Here is a 15,675-nt window from a genome sequence, read left to right as displayed (position 1 = left end):
ATTCGATTCACTTATGCAAATAGCGACCGAATGGGCACGATGAAACTTCGGCACATGGAAGTGTTTAGCGCTCTGATTGACGCCGGCTCCGTGTCCCGCGCGGCAGAAAAGCTCAACCTGACGCAGCCCGCGGTCAGCATCGCGCTCAGCAATTTCGAGGCAGAACTGGGGTTTCGCCTGTTTCACCGCGAACGTGGTTTTTTCACACCGACGACAGAAGCCATGCTGCTGCACGAAGAAGTCACGAAAGGTCTGCAAGCGATTTCGCTCGTGAAGCAACGCGCAGCGGGCATTCTTTCAGGTCAAACCGGGCACATCAGTATCGCCACGAACGGTGTGCTTGCTTTCAACTTTCTGCCCCGGGTGTTGGCATCCTTCCAACGCGACCATCCCAATATAAAGACGGATATAAAGGTTCATTCCTCACGCCAGATCGCCTCTTGGGTTGCGGGTCATCAAATCGACATCGGGCTGATCGACCTGCCCGTGCCGGTGGCCGGCCTGCATGCCGAGATCTTCAATTTCGAATGCGTCTGCGCGGTTCACAAAGACGACCCGCTGGCCGCACTTGAGACGATACACCCGACGTCTCTTGCCGGGCGGTCCGTGGTCAGCATTACCGGCGATCATCAGATTGACCGCCAACTTGAGACGCTTCTGGCTGATACCAACACCCTTATCTCACGCAATGCGACGGCCTATTATTTCGCGATCGCACGTAAACTTGTGGCAGCCGGTGACTACGTCGCCATTCTGGACCCGATAAACGGCAAGGCGGATTTGCAGGACGACGTCGTCTGGCGTCCTTTTGTGCCCCGTATTGATAATGACCTCGCCGTGATCACCGCAAAGGGGCTGCCGCTTGGCCGCACGGTTCTTGAAATGCATACACGTATCCGCACAGCCCTCAAGCAGCTGGCCCTATGACGCGTGCCGGCGCATCCAAAAGGGTCATTTCTGACCACTTGACCAACTTCATGCAGGCGGCATCTGCCGAGGTGAAACAACATGACACGGAGATTGCACGGCGTATGAGTGCCGCACTGTCCGCTGATCAATCGCAACCACCCGTATTAGCCCCCGCAAGAGTACCGGCCTGTCACATATTGCCAGAGCTTATGTCAGCCCCCGAAACCGACCTGATGTCACTGTTGGCTGAATGCAGTGACACCTTGCACTGGCGCGAGGCGGGGTTTGGAAAACTACCCGCCCAAGCGGTGCAGAAACTGGCAGTCACCGAACTGATTGGGCCAGACGCATTGTTCCCGAACCCCGACATACGTATCGGCCTTTTGATACAGGGGGACGGCTTTCATTATCCCAAACACCATCACGCCGCAGAGGAGCTGTACCTGATCCTGAAAGGCACCGCCTTTTGGAGCGTCGAGAATAAAGCGCACACCCCCAGAGCACCCGGTGGCTTTGTGCATCACAAATCGCACCAGCCACATTCCATCGTGACGGTTGATGAACCCATGCTGGCCCTTTGGGGGTGGGTTGGTGATGTCGACGGGTCGTCGTACTCCGTCTGAAAGATCACTGCCGAGGGCCGTCCGGGGACAAGCCGCACCCTGTCACATAGATTTCCGCGATCCAGATATCTCTGCCACGTTGGACGCCCTGTCCGCGCCGCGCCGCCACGCAGATGGGGCCACCCCGGTTACACGGCGAAACTCTCGATTAAAGTTGGATTTGGTGTTGAATCCGCTCCCCAGCATCGCATCGGTGACGGATGATCCGGCTTCGATCAGATGACAAGCGTGCCGGATGCGCCAGGCATTCACATAGCGGGAAACATTGGACCCTGTCGCGCGATTGACCGCCGCAGACAGGCGTTTCTCCGGCAAATGCAGCCGCCGCGCGAGGCGTGTCAGGTTGAGGTTAGGATCCAGATGCAAAGGCTCACGCGACAAAAAGCTTTCGAGGCGCGCGAGGATTTCATCATCCTCAGCGATAGATTCGTGCGAGGGCGCAGCGCGGGCCTCATGTTCATCGTTCTCCGCACCAGATGCCGCCGGGCTGCAGCTGAGCAATCCCAGCAACAGCATCGCAAGCGATGACGAGGCGGTGATCATCCAGCCCGTCCAGCTGTCGTTACCGGTCATGAAAGCCAGCGCGATCAGAACATCGCTGAGGGCCGAGCCAATCAGTGCCCAGCCCAGCACTTTCCAGATCACGCCGGGCGTCTCTCCGGCTTCAAGGCGTGCCAGCGGCATGTCGGAAAACATGCTAATGCGCCACAGGATTGCCGCCCCATAAGCCACGAAGATCACGGGAACGACAGCGTCCAACGTCTCGGGCGCAAAGACGCGACAGAACAGCGCAAAGGCCGGGGCCACCGCATGCAGAGACAGATTGCGCAATGACAGGCGGCGGACCAGAGCATCCTGAAACGTGATCCATGCCAGTGGCGGGATCGCCGCAGCAGTTACCGGCAGGACCGGGCGCAGCCATTCCACGTTATACCCACCGACCAGCGCCACGAGAAAGGATTGCACGGCACAGGCGGCCATAAAGAAAACCAGCACCTTCCTGCCCCCGGATAGGAACGTACGCCCGGCGAGATAAGCGAGCACAAGGGCCACGAAGGCAGGTATCGGCAACATCGGCATACCCCCCCTTCTATCCGAAATCCGGATCGTGGCGACCTCTATCCCGGATATAGGACGCGGCTTGGGCGCTATCTGGCGCATCAGGGCAACAACGTTCATCAACGGAGGTTCTCATGAAACGTATTGCTCTCTTGTCGCTTCTATCCTTGTCACACGCATGTGCCGCTGCGGCGGATATGCTGCCCGGATATGACCGGTTCGATCTGTCCGCAGCCCATCGCGCCACCCCGGTCGCGGCGTCAATCTGGTATCCGGCGGCCAATCCGACCTACCGGGCCCCCGTCGGCGACGGCCCGATTTTCGAGCCGAGCTTTGCCTTTGTCGGCGCTGCGGTTGCGGATGGCCAACACCCGCTTGTCCTGCTGTCGCACGGGTCGGGCGGCAATGCGCAAACATTGGGCTGGCTGGCAAGCGGTCTGGTGGATCGCGGGGCGATGGTGCTTGCGGTCAATCATCCCGGCTCCACCAGTGGCGACAGTTCACCGCGCCGCTCGGTCGATCTTGAAGCGCGGGCGTCCGATCTGTCGGCGGCACTGGACATGATCCTTGCGGACCCTGCCTTCGCGCGCCATGTCGACCTGGACAGGATCAGAACCGTTGGTTTCTCGCTTGGGGGTGCGACATCGCTTGGGCTGGCCGGGGTGCGATTCATCGGCGCACAACAGGATGAAAACTGCGCAACAGGTCCTGATGCCGCCGATTGCACCTTTTTCCAGCTTGGGGGTGTGCGGTTTGCCGACTATCCCGGCTTTGACGCGGACACCCGCGATGAGCGCATCAGCCGCGCCGTGATCATCGACCCGGGGTTTGGTGGTTCCGCGGATCCCGCAAGTCTGAACACCGCCCTGCCCGGTATCACGCTGATCAATCTTGGCGATGCAGATCGTCTGGGCGCTGCCGATGTGGGACCAGAGGGAAATAACCTCGCCAATCGGTTGCCAGATGCCCGCTATGTCGAGATTGCCCCGGCCAATCATTTCACCTTTCTGAGCACCTGCAAACCCGGGGCGACAGGCATGCTGGAAGAAGAGGGAGAAGACCCGATCTGCTCTGACCCGGCAGGGACTGATCGTAAAGCAACCCATGCGCGTTTGATTGACGCTGTTGCGACCGGGCTTGGATTATAGCCAAGCGACTTCAGGTGTATTCCGCGCCCTTCGGCGCGTGACGCCGGAGGGTCTTTTGAAGAGGGCGGGCGGGGTCCAGCCCTGTTGCGTTTGTTCGTCGTACGACAGGCGGCTGCACCGAACGGTGCCGGGCGCGCACGCTCGCAACCGATCCGCTGCTGCCGGAACGAGGCCGAAAACCCCTACCAAAGATGCATCAACGCGGCACTGAAATGATTTTGACCATTTCAACTATGCCGTTAACATTCACCTACGCCGCCCATCTTTCACCGGGGGGCGATCAAGGGAGGACCATGAATGAACGACCGTATGCGTTTTGGAATTTTTCTGGCACCGTTTCACAAGCCGGGTATCAATCCGACATTGGCACTGGAGCAAGACCTCGAACTGGTGCAATGGCTGGATCGATGCGACTATGACGAAGTCTGGTTTGGCGAACACCATTCCGCCGGATCCGAGATTTCCGCCAGCCCTGAAATAATGATCGCCAGTGCTGCGCCACGTACGCGCCGGATCAAACTGGGCACCGGCGTTGTCTCCGTCAGCTATCACAACCCGCTATGGGTCGCAGAAAAGATCGTGCAACTGGATCACCTGACCCGCGGCCGTGTCATGCTGGGCCTTGGGCCCGGCTCCTTGCCGACCGACGCCGCCATGATCGGCCTGAGCCAGAAGGACACCCGTGGTTTGCTGGCAGATGGGCTGGACATCATCACGCGTCTGTTGCGCTCTGACGAACCGGTGAATTTTGAGAACGATCGCTGGACGTTGAAAGATGCGCGTCTGCACCTGCGTCCCTATTCCAACTTTGATCTGGCCACTGCCGCCGTTGCCTCACCGACTGGGCCAAAACTGGCCGGAAAGTATGGGACCGGTTTGATTTCCATCGGCGCGACAACGGCCGCCGGATTTGATGCCCTCGCCCTGCATTGGGACGTGATCGAGGAAGAGGCGCGACACCATAAGCAACAGGTAGACCGCTCAAAATGGCGGCTTGTCGGCCTGTGTCATATCGCGGAAACTGCCGAACAGGCGCGCCGCGATGTGGAATACGGGATTGAACACTGGTTCAATTACTTTCAGGAAATCGCCGCCTTCCCGCAGATGTCCATGCCGGGCCAGAACGCCAAGGAGATGATTGATTTCATCAATGACAGCGGGTTCGGCGCAATCGGCACGCCAGAGATGTGCAAGGCGCAAATCGACCGGTTGTGGAAGCAATCTAATGGCGGGTTTGGCGCTTATCTGATGCTCGCGCACAATTGGGCGAATTTTGATGCCACGCGCAAAAGCTACGAGTTGATCGCCCGTGAAGTCTTCCCGCACTTTCAGGGCCAGCATCTGTCCACAATGAATGCCGCCGTGCGGGCCCAAAAGATGCGCCCCGAACTGGCAGCGGTTCATGCCAAAGCCGTCGAAACCGCGCAGGAGATTTACTCGGCAGAGAAAGACAGCCGCGGCGCAAAAGCAGCCGAACCGGCGGAATAAAATCCAAGGCTGCCGCATGTCAGCATGCGGCAGCCCAAGGCCCGCCTAGAGCGTCCGACGAAATACCTGAAACATCAGGTATCACGTAACGCGTTGAAATCCTTGATTTCAGGCAGCCTTACGTGGTCCAGGTTTTTCGCATGACGCATTAATAGGTCGCGCGCCCGCCGGACAAATCGAATACGCCGGCAGTCGTGAAACTGTTTTCCCGCGACGCAAGCCAAGCGATCATTTCGGCAGCCTCAGTGACTTCAAGAAATCGTGCGCGCGGGATTTTCGACAGCATGTAGTCAATATGCTCTTGGCTCATCTGGTCAAATATACGGGTGCGCGCAGCCGCAGGTGTGACGCAGTTCACTGCGATATCAAGGTCTGCCAGCTCTTTACCGAGCGATTTGGTAAAACCGATCACACCAGCTTTTGACGCTGAATAGGCGGAGGCGTTGGGGTTCCCCTCCTTGCCTGCGACCGACGCAATGTTGACAATCCGCCCGTATTTCGCGTCCCGCATGGAGGGTACAACCGCTTTATTGACGTGGAATGTACCCAGCAGGTTGATCGCCACGATCTTGGCGAATTCTTCCACCGGATAATCTTCGACCGTAGCATTCATCCCCGCGACGCCAGCGGAATTAACCACGACATCAATGCGCCCTGCAGTGGCCAGTGTTGCATCGCGCGCCGCGCACACACTATCCCAACTGGAGATATCGACGCCGATGGCAGAGCTGTCGCCACCCAACTCAGAGGCCGCCTGACTGGCCAGCGCTTCATCCGCATCCCAAATGATGATCCGCGCGCCTCTCTTGAGCAATACCTCACAGACTGCGCGGCCAATTCCCTGCGCGCCACCCGTGATTACAGCAACCTGTCCTGAAAAATCCATCATGCTGCGTCCCATCCTTCTCTGATACAGCGATAACCATCGCGATAATATGCCTCGGGGCTTTCCGCAAAATCACGCCATACACGCGTTGCCGCCGCAAGTTCGGGCAAGCCGCGCCCAAAGGCTTCGATCGTCAGCCAACGATCATAGCCCGACGCCTTGATCGCCGCGAACGTCTCAGCAAAGGGGATATGCCCACGCCCCGGCACGCCGCGATCGTTCTCGGAAATATGCACATGTACGATATTGTCGGCATTGCGCGTAAACGCATCAATCGGGTCACGCTCTTCCAGATTGGCGTGGAAGGTGTCGTACATCGTCTTGATCGCGGGGTGATCTACCGATGTGGTATAGGCGCACAGATCGTCCATCGTATTGGCAAAATAGGTCTCAAACCGGTTCACCGCTTCCAGTGCGATTGTGACGCCATTGGCGCTGGCATGATCACCAACCTGCCGGTGGACCTCGCGCGCCCGGTCAAATTCTGCCTCGGTCGGTCCCGCGCCAGTGAAATGCCCCAGCGTCTGGTGCAAAGGTCCCCCAATCGCATCCGCCCCCAGCGCCGCCGTGCAATCAACGCACCACTTGAGGTAGTCCACAGCCGCCTTGCGCGCCTCAGCATCGTCGCTGAGCGGGTTCATCTCCAGCGTTGGCACAACCGAAATTCCGGTGCGTCCCAGCCCCAGATCATCCAGCATCTTACCGGTTTCGGCGTAGTCGTCAGGCGTTCCTGAAAAGATGGGGATTTCCACCCCGTCATAGCCGGTTTTCTTGATATCAGCGAGAAGCGCCTTGTGCCCCTGCCCCACCGAGGTTGTCCAAAGCAACATGCAGAATCCAATTTTCACAACGCGTCTCCCCCCTAAGGATGCCCAGTCCTGAGGGTTATACTGCGTAAATGAGGAATATCCAAAGCTATTTATGATGAGCGCACGTCAGAAAATTGAATACTTTTACTCAGAGTTATGCCAGCATGGCAATCGAACAACAAAACCGGGGAGGGTACCATGGGAACTCAAGCATATCCCAAGCTGCACAATGCGATGTGGCCGGGACTGGTGGGCAAAGGCGACGAAGAGCCGCCGATCAGTCTGGACAGAATGCTGGACTTGACGCAAGCCGCCGAGGTCGATGGCGTAAAGTTTGACGGGGTCGACCTGTTTCTTGCCGATCCGCATACGCCGATTGATGCCGATGAGGATACCATCAAGGCGCTTGCGGATAATGTCGGCGGTCGGGGGCTGACAATCGGCTCTGCCGTGGCGCCCGTCTGGCCGCCCGTCGGGGGCGGATCGGCCATGGATGAGGGCGAGGGCCGTCAGGCGTTTCTGAACGCTGTGCGCCAGTCTTGCCGGATCATGGGTCGGTTGCGTGACCTTGGCGTGCGAGACAGTGGCGTCATTCGCGTGGATACCGCAACGGATGTGGCAAGCTGGGCCGAGGACCCGGCGGGCAACACAGCGAAAATGGCCGAGACGATGCGTCAGGCTTGTGACATTGCCGCCGACCACGGCGAAAAGCTCGCCGCTGAAGGGGAAATCTGCTGGGGTGGCATGCACAGTTGGAAACACATGCTGGACCTTCTGGAAGCGGTGGATCGCCCCGGGACATTCGGGTTTCAGGCAGATCTTGCGCACACGATGCTTTATGCTCTGGGCTACAATGCTCCGGAACACCGGCTGCTGCCGGAAGGGTATGATTGGAAGGACCCTGCCGAACTGGACGTCGCGCTGAAAACAATCACGGACGCGCTCAGACCCTGGACGATTGACTTTCACGTCGCCCAGAACGACGGCACCGTGCATGGCAGCGGCAGCCACGACAAAACGGGCCGGCACTGTCTGGCAACGGACCCGAATGGCAGGCTCGATATCGTCAAACACGCGGGGTTCTGGCTGAACAACGCGGATGGAACACCAACCAAGGCGATGCAGCACATCTGCTGGGACGGGTGTATGTTCCCCAATGCGGTTCTGAACGATCAACAGACATGGAACGAAATACTGGCCGCCATGATCAAGGTGCGCGACGCCCATGGCTGGCAGGCATAAGGAGGCAGATATGACAAAACCCAAACTCAGAATTGGCATGGTCGGCTATGGATTTATGGGCCGCACACATTCCAACGCTTTCCTGACCGCCCCGCGTTTCTTTGATCTGCCGCGTCAGCCAGAACTGACAGCTATTTGCGCACGCGACCGTGACCGCGCCGAAGCCTTCGCTCAGAACTGGGGCTACGGCTCGGTTGAGACGGACTGGAAGGACCTCGTCGCGCGCGATGACATTGACCTGATTGACATCGCGGCACCCAACAACATGCATCAGGAGATCGCAATCGCCGCCGCTGAGGCTGGTAAAATGGTGATGTGTGAAAAGCCACTGGGCCGGACCGCCGCTGAAAGCCAAAAGATGGTGGATGCGGTCGAAAAGGCAGGTGTCGCCAATATGGTCTGGTATAACTACCGCCGTATTCCTGCCGTGACGCTGGCCAAGCAAATGATCGACAACGGTGATCTGGGCCGGATTTTCCATTATCGCGCCAAGTTCCTGCAGGACTGGACGATTTCCGAAGACCTGCCGCAGGGGGGTGAAGGGCTCTGGCGGCTCGATAAATCCGTGGCGGGCAGCGGTGTGACGGGCGATCTGCTGGCGCATTGCATTGATACGGCGATGTGGCTGAACGGCGGGATCGACAGCGTGACTGCCATGACGGAAACCTTCGTCAAAGAGCGCGAACACACCCTGACGGGCAAGGTCGAACCGGTTGGCATTGATGACGCCTGCGCCTTTATGGGGCGGTTCGCCAATGGATCGCTGGCGACCTTTGAATCGACACGCTACGCGCGTGGTCACAAAGCGCTCTACACGCTTGAGATCAACGGCGAACACGGCTCTTTGTTCTGGGATCTGCATGATCTGCACCGGCTTGAGTATTTTGACCACCGCGACGACGGGCGGACGAGGGGATGGCGTTCGGTACATGTGACCGATGGTGATCACCCTTACATGGACAAATGGTGGGTGCCCGGCCTGTCCATCGGCTATGATGAAAGTTTCACGCATCAGGCGGCGGATTTCATCATGGGTCTTGATGGGACGCCCGCCGCACCAACCTTTGCCGACGCGCTGAAGACCGACAAGGTGACAGATGCCGTTCTCAAATCTGCCGACACTGGCCGATGGGAAACGGCAAGCTGATCTGATGCCTGAGCCGACCCGCGCCTTTGAGCCGATCGCGCGGGTCGACCGCGCCCATTGGCGCACTATTTCTTTCGAAAGGACGACTTCGAAAGGGGATGAAATGCGCGGAATACGAGGATTGGCATGGGCGGTATTGCTTGCCGTGGGACTAGGCGCGACGGCCGCCGCAGATGACATGGTTCTCGAAGACTTCGGCGACGGCGCATCGAAACGCTGGCAATATGCGGCGGATACAGTCATGGGCGGTGTCTCTGACGGTGCTGCCGTCGTGGCCGTGATCGATGGGCAGCCCGGCATCCGGTTGACTGGCACGGTCAGCACAGAGTTCAACGGTGGCTTTATTCAGGTACGCCGTCTGCTGCGCGATGGCCTGCCCGCAGAAACCGCCGGGATTGAGCTGGATGTGCGCGGGAACGACCAACGCTATTATATCTTCATCAGAACGTCCGAGATGAGCAGGCCATGGTACTATTACGGCGAAAGCTTTGAAGCTGGCACCGCATGGCAAAAGGTTCAACTATCGCTGGACAGTTTTGAGCGATCTCACGCACATCTGAGCAAGAGAATTGACCCTGAGGAGATCATCAGCATCGCAATTGTCGCCTTTGGCCGCGATCATGAAGCGGATATTTCGGTGCGGCGCATCACGCTCTTTTGAGGCGTGCGCAACAATAGATGCTCAGGCCGCGCGCCATGCGGCCATCGCGGCCTCGGTCTGCGCGCGATCAATGATCCCGGCGTCCGACCCAAGGCCCGATGCGACAAGCGACGCAGCCGCCGTGCCCAGATGCCCGCACTCTAGCAGCGAGCGATCATCCGCCAGCCCGGCAATGAAGCCCGCCGTATAGGCATCGCCACATCCGGTCGTATCGATCACGTCGATATCATAGACCGGCACATGCACGCGATCGTTTCCCAGCGCGATCATCGACCCATCGCCCCCCATGGTCAGCACGCAACACTTGACACCCCGGCTTTGGAAAAAGGCGATGTTTTCCTCAACACCACTGACACCGGACAGGATTTCCGCCTCCTCGATGGAGGGGATGAAATAGTCGATATGCGGCAACAACGGCTCGACAAATTGCCATGTATCAGGCCCGGCACCGACCAGATCCCATGTGGTGACGCAGCCTGCCTCCTGGGCGGCCTGCAGCAAGCGGCGCGATGGCTCCCCATCCATCTTGGCCAGAAGCCCGGTACCGCCAAGATGCAGAAACCGGCAATTCAAAACCTCTGACAGTTTATCCGGTGACACATCAAAATGATCGGACGCGCCCCGGCAATGCAGGGCCGGTCGTTCGCCGTTGGCGCGCACATTCAGAATCGTGGCTGAGGTTTCAACCCCCTCAAGCTGCTGCATCAGACGGCAATCAATCCCTGCCCGCGCCATATGGCTCAATACGAAATCGGCCTTTTCGTCATCACCGACGGCTCCGACCGCCTGACAGTTCAGACCCAGCTTGGCCAGATCGACCACAGTCCCGCCAGCGGTCCCGGCGACGGTCAGGCGTATCTCGTCAATAAACTCGACGTTGCCTCCTTCGGGGATGCTTTCGACCGGACGCCCGAGAATATCGAGGATATAGAGCCCGACCACAGAGACATCAAAGCGGCCGCTCATCTCAGCGATCCCAGATATTCAACGTAAAGAAAAGCCGTGCCAATCCCCAGCGCCGCCGCGACGCCCAGCACGATCATCACGATTATAAACACATTCAGGAGTTTGCGCGCCGGGACCCCTTCCCGGCAAAATGGTACAAGATTGAACACGAGCGCACCAATCACCACGGTCACGCAGCCGATGGAAAACAGCGTCAGTGAAAACGGTTGAAAGATCGCCAGAATGGACAGAACGCACAAACCGATGATGAGACGTTCAGCAAGTTTTGCCTGTGATGCGGTCATTTTGTCCTCAATAGTTGTTCGTCTTCGGTGAAGATATGCGTCATTTTGGGCGGGAACTTTGTATGCACATGGTCCCCTTCCGCGAGTGGCACGCGCCAATCCGTTACAAGTCGCAGATCATGGTGCCCGTCCTTGAGGTGCACCAGCGTTTCTGCTCCCATCGGTTCGACCATATCAATCTTTGTCGACAGGCCATCCGCAGAAGGTTCGCGGCTGATCTCAAGGTTGCGGGGGCGGATGCCGAGGGTCACCTTGGCCCCGCGCGCAAGCTCCTCGACACGGCGATCCACCTCAATGATCATGCTTTGATTTCCCTCAACCGCGAATTCTGCAACCCCGTCTCCTTTGAGGTCGGTCAGCGTCGCAGGCAGCAGGTTCATTTGCGGTGTGCCGATAAACCCGGCCACAAACAGGTTGCTTGGCCGCTGAAACACATTGTGCGGTGTGTCCACCTGTTCGATCCTGCCATCGCGCATTACCGCAATCCGGTCGGCCATGGTCAGCGCTTCGAGTTGGTCATGGGTCACGATGACGGTTGGGCGGCTGAGGTCCTGCAACACCTCCTTTATCTCGCCGCGCATTTCCTCGCGCAGTTGCACATCGAGCCGGGACAGCGGCTCATCAAACAAAAAACACGTGGGATCACGTATGATGGAGCGCCCCACCGCGACCCGTTGCTTTTCCCCTTCGGCAAGCTGCCCCGGTCTGCGGCCCAGAATACTGCCCAGTTGCAGGGTATCGGAGATCTTTTGCACGCGCTTGTCGATTTCGGATTTCGACATCTTTTCCGCATGCAAAGGAAACGCGAGGTTTTCCGCAACCGTCAGGCTGGGATAGAGCGCGTAGAACTGGAACGACATCGCGACGTTGCGGTCCCGCGGCGCGAGTTCATTGACCCGTTTGCCCTGCAGGACAACGTCGCCTTCGGTCGCGTATTCCAACCCTGCAATCATGCGCAGGGTTGTTGTTTTCCCGCAGCCGGATGGGCCAAGCAGGCACAAGACCTCACCATCGCCCACATCGAAATCAACCGAATCCACGGCCGTTAAAGCACCAAACCGTTTGGTGAGACTTTTCAGTTCAATCGTCATTTTTTCACCGTTCCGAAAGTCACACCGCGCAAAAGCTGGTTTTGAAGCAGGAAAGTGACGAAAAAGATGGGGAGCAGGAACAAGGTCACAATGGCTGCAAGCAAGCCGTAATCAACGCCGACCTCACCGCCCAGTGTCCGCGCCATTGCGACCGGCACGGTTCGGGTCTCAACCCCTGTCAACAGCAGCGCAAAGAGGAATTCATTCCACGTCAGGATCAGGCCAAAGACGAATGTCGCCGCAAGCCCGGCCAGAATCTGCGGGATGCAAAAGCGGAAGAAAACCCGGCTTTCGCTCGCACCGTCCATACGGGCAGCATCCTCGATTTCCGGGTTCAACTCATCAAAGAAGCTTTTCACCAGCCAGACCGAGAACGGGATGTTAAAGGCGGTATAGAGCAGGATGATCCCCCAATAGCTGCCCGCGAGACCAGAGAGGCGGAACATCAGGAAGATCGGAATGATGACCACGATGGGCGGCATCATCCGTGTCGTCAGGATGATAAAGAGGTAGGTGTCATTGCCTTTCAGCGGATAACGGCTGAAGGCATAGGCCGCCAATGTCCCCACGATCAGCGCGAGCCCCACGGAAGTCCCCGCGATAAAGATCGAATTGAAGAAATAGAGCGCCATATCAGTGGCCTGACTGGACCCGGTCGTGATCGACGACCGGTAAAACACCGACACGAAATTATCCATCGTCGGTGTAAAGAACAGTTTGGGCGGCACCGCCAGCGCATCTGTCCGCGTTTTGAAGGCGGTCAGGATAATCCAGAGGACCGGCGAAAAATAGACCAGCCCGACAAGGGTGGTGATCAAGGTGTACCCCCAGCCCGCCTTGCCAATCTCACGATATCTACGGGCCATTAGCCGACCTCCTCTGCGCGTCGATTGACGGTATAAAGATAAAGGTTTGTCATCACGACAACGATGAACAGCACGATATAGGCCAGCGCAGACGACTGGCTGGTCTGAAAGAACTGAAAGGCCGTGCGATAGAGGTACACCGCGATAGTCTCGGTCGAACTCCCCGGCCCGCCTTCGGTGATGATGTAGACGATATCAAACAGCTTGAACGTCTCAATCGTGCGAAACAGAACCGCCAGCAAAAGCAGGCTTTTGATATAGGGAAAGGTGATGGTCCAGAACCTGCGCCACGCACTGGCGCGGTCAATCTCGGCCGCCTCATAGAGGTATTTCGGCACGCTGACGAGACCGGCAAGAACCAGGAGCATCACAAAGGGCGACCACATCCAGGCATCCGCGATGACGATCCCGGCGATGGCCCCCGCAGGGCTGCCCATGACCACGAACCTGTCTTCGGAAAAATTACTGAGCAGGTAGCTCACGATGCCGAATGTCGGTTCGTAAAACAGTTTGAAAAACACACCAACGGACACGAAAGACAGCATCATCGGCGTCAGGACGAGCATCAGCACGATCCGCCGCATGGGGAACGCCTTGGCGAACATCAGCGCCAGAAGAAACCCGACGATGAGTTGCAGCAGGACAGACGACCCGACGATAATGGCCGTGGTCTGAAACCTTTCCCAGACTTTTTCGTCTGTCAGCACGCGTTCATAGTTTGACAGACCGCGAAACGTCGGCACCCTGAGCGAGCTTGCTTTATAGTTGAAAAAGCTCAGCCCGAACGACCAGAGCAACGGGAAAATATTCATCACGAACAGGATCGTGATTGCAGGCGTGACCAAAAGCGCACCACGTCTTTTTGGATCTAACAGCCAGGCGCCGAAACCGCCCTTACCGTTTGCTGCATCTGCCATGTACTACTGCCTCACAAGGATTACGTAAAAAACCAGAGCCCGGGATCAATCCCGGGCTCCGAGAGTATCAGATCATTCGATCATGCCGATGTCTTCCAGCAATTCCTGCTGGAATTCAGCAACCGAATCGAGCGCTTCCTTGGCCGAAATCTGACCGGTGATCGCCTTGTCGAATTCTTCTTGCTGCTGTGTCAGCATTTCGAAGAACTCAGGGATGTGCCAGACGTCTTTCTGCCAATCGATCATCTCGACATGCGCACGGTTCCATGGGCGCAGTTCGTTGTACTGTGGATCCGCCATGACGCTCATGCGCCCGGACTGACCACCGTTTTTGACCGCTTCCAATTGGGTTTCGGGGCTCAGCCACCACTTCACAACGTTCAGCGACTCTTCGACGATCTGATCGCTATTCCACGTTGTCAGGACAAACGGCTGACCACCGATGTTACCCGTCCGGTCGATTGATCCATCGCCCTTACGTGTGCCCGGCGCAGGTGCAAAGGCAGATTTGTCATGTACCTTGGATGCATTGGGGTCGAGAATAGGCTCACCGAGACCAACCCAGTCGATAATCGCACCGACCTTGCCCTGCATGTACAGATCCTGGATCACAAAGATGTCCATTTGCCCGGTTTGCGCAACCGGCGGCATGTACTGCAAATAGGACAGGTATTCGTCAAACGCGGAAACCGCGACATCCGAATTCACGACACCTTCGGCTTGCGCCTCGGGGGCTTTTGTTTCGTCCCAGATATCGCCACCCTGCTGCCAGATAAACGCGTTGATCTGCATGGTGGAGAAGTCGTAGCCTTTGCCAGCCTGATAGGCGATGCCATAGAAATCATCGTCCAGCGTTTCACCGGCGAGCATTTCGCCTTTCTTACGCTGGAAGAACTCACCGACCTGACCCCATTTGGTCCAGTCCGTATCCTGCCAGTCCTCATAGGTGCAGGGCAGGTTTGTGCCATACTTGGCCTCAAAATCCGCCATTTCCCCTTCGTGACAGAAGATATCTTCACGATAGTAGGTCACATAGGTATCGGGGAACTGCGGGAAACCGTAGTAATTGACGCCCGGTGCCGGTACTTCGCCCGCCTCTTCCAGTTGCGCACGGGTTCTGTGCGGATAGGTCGAATAAGCCGACACAAGCGCCGGGTGAAGATCCTGCATGATGGCCGTCAGTTCCGGGTCCGCTTTGATCCGGTCCGTCAGGTTCAGATAGTACCCGCCCTCGACGAAAGCACCAAGCCACTGGCTGTCCGTCACGATCATCTGGTACTTCTGTTCACCCGACGTCAGCGACGCTGCAACCCGTTCGTAAAAGCTGGGCCATGGGATGAAATCAATCTCCAGTTTTACATTGGCACCCGACGGCGACGTATAGGTCTGATCCGCATATTCCTGCATGAACCTTGTCGGTGGCCAGTCAGGTGCTGCCATCGTGATCGTGATGTCTTCCGCAAGAGCCGGGGCTCCGCTCAATCCTGCGGCCAGGGTTGTCGCCCCCAGTAATCCGCCCATTAAAGTACGCATTCTTCTTCCTCCACTAGTTGTCAAATTTTGAGTTTTTATTGCTCTG

General features: G+C 57.7%; 16 protein-coding genes. 7 read left to right on the top strand and 9 right to left on the bottom strand.

The features are described 5' to 3' along the window. Positions 1 to 54: 54 nt before the first annotated feature. Entirely contained in the window at positions 55 to 927 is an 873-nt protein-coding gene (locus RLO149_RS02795) for a LysR family transcriptional regulator (protein WP_158308134.1), read from the top strand. Continuing rightward, complete coding sequence (locus RLO149_RS02790) at positions 924 to 1,532, top strand: dimethylsulfonioproprionate lyase family protein (protein WP_013960536.1); 609 nt, start codon at positions 924 to 926, stop codon at positions 1,530 to 1,532. Before RLO149_RS02795 ends, RLO149_RS02790 begins: the two co-directional genes overlap by 4 nt. Positions 1,533 to 1,574: 42 nt before the next feature. On the opposite strand, the gene RLO149_RS02785 is transcribed toward RLO149_RS02790, so the two are convergent. Then, positions 1,575 to 2,711 (bottom strand): helix-turn-helix domain-containing protein, encoded by a 1,137-nt coding sequence (locus RLO149_RS02785; protein WP_245538111.1) that lies wholly within the window; start codon positions 2,709 to 2,711, stop codon positions 1,575 to 1,577. Between the two features lie 14 nt (positions 2,712 to 2,725). Between RLO149_RS02785 and RLO149_RS02780 the strand changes: the two genes are divergently transcribed. Together RLO149_RS02780 and RLO149_RS02775 are read left to right on the top strand one after the other, a co-directional pair. Beyond that, positions 2,726 to 3,739, top strand: a complete 1,014-nt coding sequence (locus tag RLO149_RS02780; RefSeq protein ID WP_013960534.1) for an alpha/beta hydrolase family protein — start codon at positions 2,726 to 2,728, stop codon at positions 3,737 to 3,739. Between the two features lie 297 nt (positions 3,740 to 4,036). Further along, entirely contained in the window at positions 4,037 to 5,227 is a 1,191-nt protein-coding gene (locus RLO149_RS02775) for an LLM class flavin-dependent oxidoreductase (protein WP_013960533.1), read from the top strand. Positions 5,228 to 5,375: 148 nt separating this feature from the next. On the opposite strand, the gene RLO149_RS02770 is transcribed toward RLO149_RS02775, so the two are convergent. Further along, a complete protein-coding gene (locus tag RLO149_RS02770) occupies positions 5,376 to 6,116 on the bottom strand; it encodes an SDR family NAD(P)-dependent oxidoreductase (protein WP_013960532.1) in 741 nt (246 codons plus the stop codon). Beyond that, positions 6,113 to 6,943 carry a sugar phosphate isomerase/epimerase family protein gene (locus tag RLO149_RS02765; protein WP_245538110.1) on the bottom strand — a complete coding sequence of 277 codons (831 nt, stop codon included), beginning with the start codon at positions 6,941 to 6,943 and terminating at the stop codon, positions 6,113 to 6,115. Before RLO149_RS02765 ends, RLO149_RS02770 begins: the two co-directional genes overlap by 4 nt. A gap of 177 nt (positions 6,944 to 7,120) precedes the next feature. Here RLO149_RS02765 and RLO149_RS02760 point away from each other — a divergent pair, with 177 nt between their 5' ends. The 3 genes from RLO149_RS02760 to RLO149_RS02750 are packed head-to-tail and all read left to right on the top strand — an operon-like array spanning position 7,121 to position 9,972. Beyond that, positions 7,121 to 8,164 (top strand): sugar phosphate isomerase/epimerase family protein, encoded by a 1,044-nt coding sequence (locus RLO149_RS02760; RefSeq protein ID WP_013960530.1) that lies wholly within the window; start codon positions 7,121 to 7,123, stop codon positions 8,162 to 8,164. A 10-nt stretch (positions 8,165 to 8,174) separates the two neighbouring features. Further along, entirely contained in the window at positions 8,175 to 9,311 is a 1,137-nt protein-coding gene (locus tag RLO149_RS02755) for a Gfo/Idh/MocA family protein (RefSeq protein ID WP_013960529.1), read from the top strand. After that, positions 9,262 to 9,972, top strand: a complete 711-nt coding sequence (locus tag RLO149_RS02750) for a CIA30 family protein (protein ID WP_148264299.1) — start codon at positions 9,262 to 9,264, stop codon at positions 9,970 to 9,972. Before RLO149_RS02755 ends, RLO149_RS02750 begins: the two co-directional genes overlap by 50 nt. Before the next feature lie 21 nt (positions 9,973 to 9,993). Here RLO149_RS02750 and RLO149_RS02745 read toward each other — a convergent pair whose 3' ends face one another. From RLO149_RS02745 to RLO149_RS02720, 6 genes are all read right to left on the bottom strand, one after another. Further along, entirely contained in the window at positions 9,994 to 10,938 is a 945-nt protein-coding gene (locus RLO149_RS02745; protein WP_013960527.1) for a carbohydrate kinase family protein, read from the bottom strand. Beyond that, positions 10,935 to 11,222, bottom strand: a complete 288-nt coding sequence (locus RLO149_RS02740; protein WP_013960526.1) for a hypothetical protein — start codon at positions 11,220 to 11,222, stop codon at positions 10,935 to 10,937. Before RLO149_RS02740 ends, RLO149_RS02745 begins: the two co-directional genes overlap by 4 nt. Next, a complete protein-coding gene (locus tag RLO149_RS02735; protein ID WP_013960525.1) occupies positions 11,219 to 12,313 on the bottom strand; it encodes an ABC transporter ATP-binding protein in 1,095 nt (364 codons plus the stop codon). Before RLO149_RS02735 ends, RLO149_RS02740 begins: the two co-directional genes overlap by 4 nt. Continuing rightward, entirely contained in the window at positions 12,310 to 13,179 is an 870-nt protein-coding gene (locus RLO149_RS02730) for a carbohydrate ABC transporter permease (RefSeq protein ID WP_013960524.1), read from the bottom strand. The genes RLO149_RS02735 and RLO149_RS02730 overlap by 4 nt, the downstream gene beginning before the upstream one ends. Further along, positions 13,179 to 14,096 carry a carbohydrate ABC transporter permease gene (locus RLO149_RS02725; RefSeq protein ID WP_013960523.1) on the bottom strand — a complete coding sequence of 306 codons (918 nt, stop codon included), beginning with the start codon at positions 14,094 to 14,096 and terminating at the stop codon, positions 13,179 to 13,181. Before RLO149_RS02725 ends, RLO149_RS02730 begins: the two co-directional genes overlap by 1 nt. Positions 14,097 to 14,168: 72 nt before the next feature. Further along, on the bottom strand, positions 14,169 to 15,629 hold the full coding sequence (locus RLO149_RS02720; RefSeq protein ID WP_013960522.1) for an ABC transporter substrate-binding protein: 1,461 nt from the start codon (positions 15,627 to 15,629) through the stop codon (positions 14,169 to 14,171). Positions 15,630 to 15,675 lie beyond the last annotated feature (46 nt).

Origin of the sequence: Roseobacter litoralis Och 149, from assembly GCF_000154785.2 — a bacterium.
GTDB lineage: Bacteria > Pseudomonadota > Alphaproteobacteria > Rhodobacterales > Rhodobacteraceae > Roseobacter > Roseobacter litoralis.
Note: the sequence above shows the minus strand (reverse complement) of the source record. Positions and strands in the feature narration are given on the sequence as shown.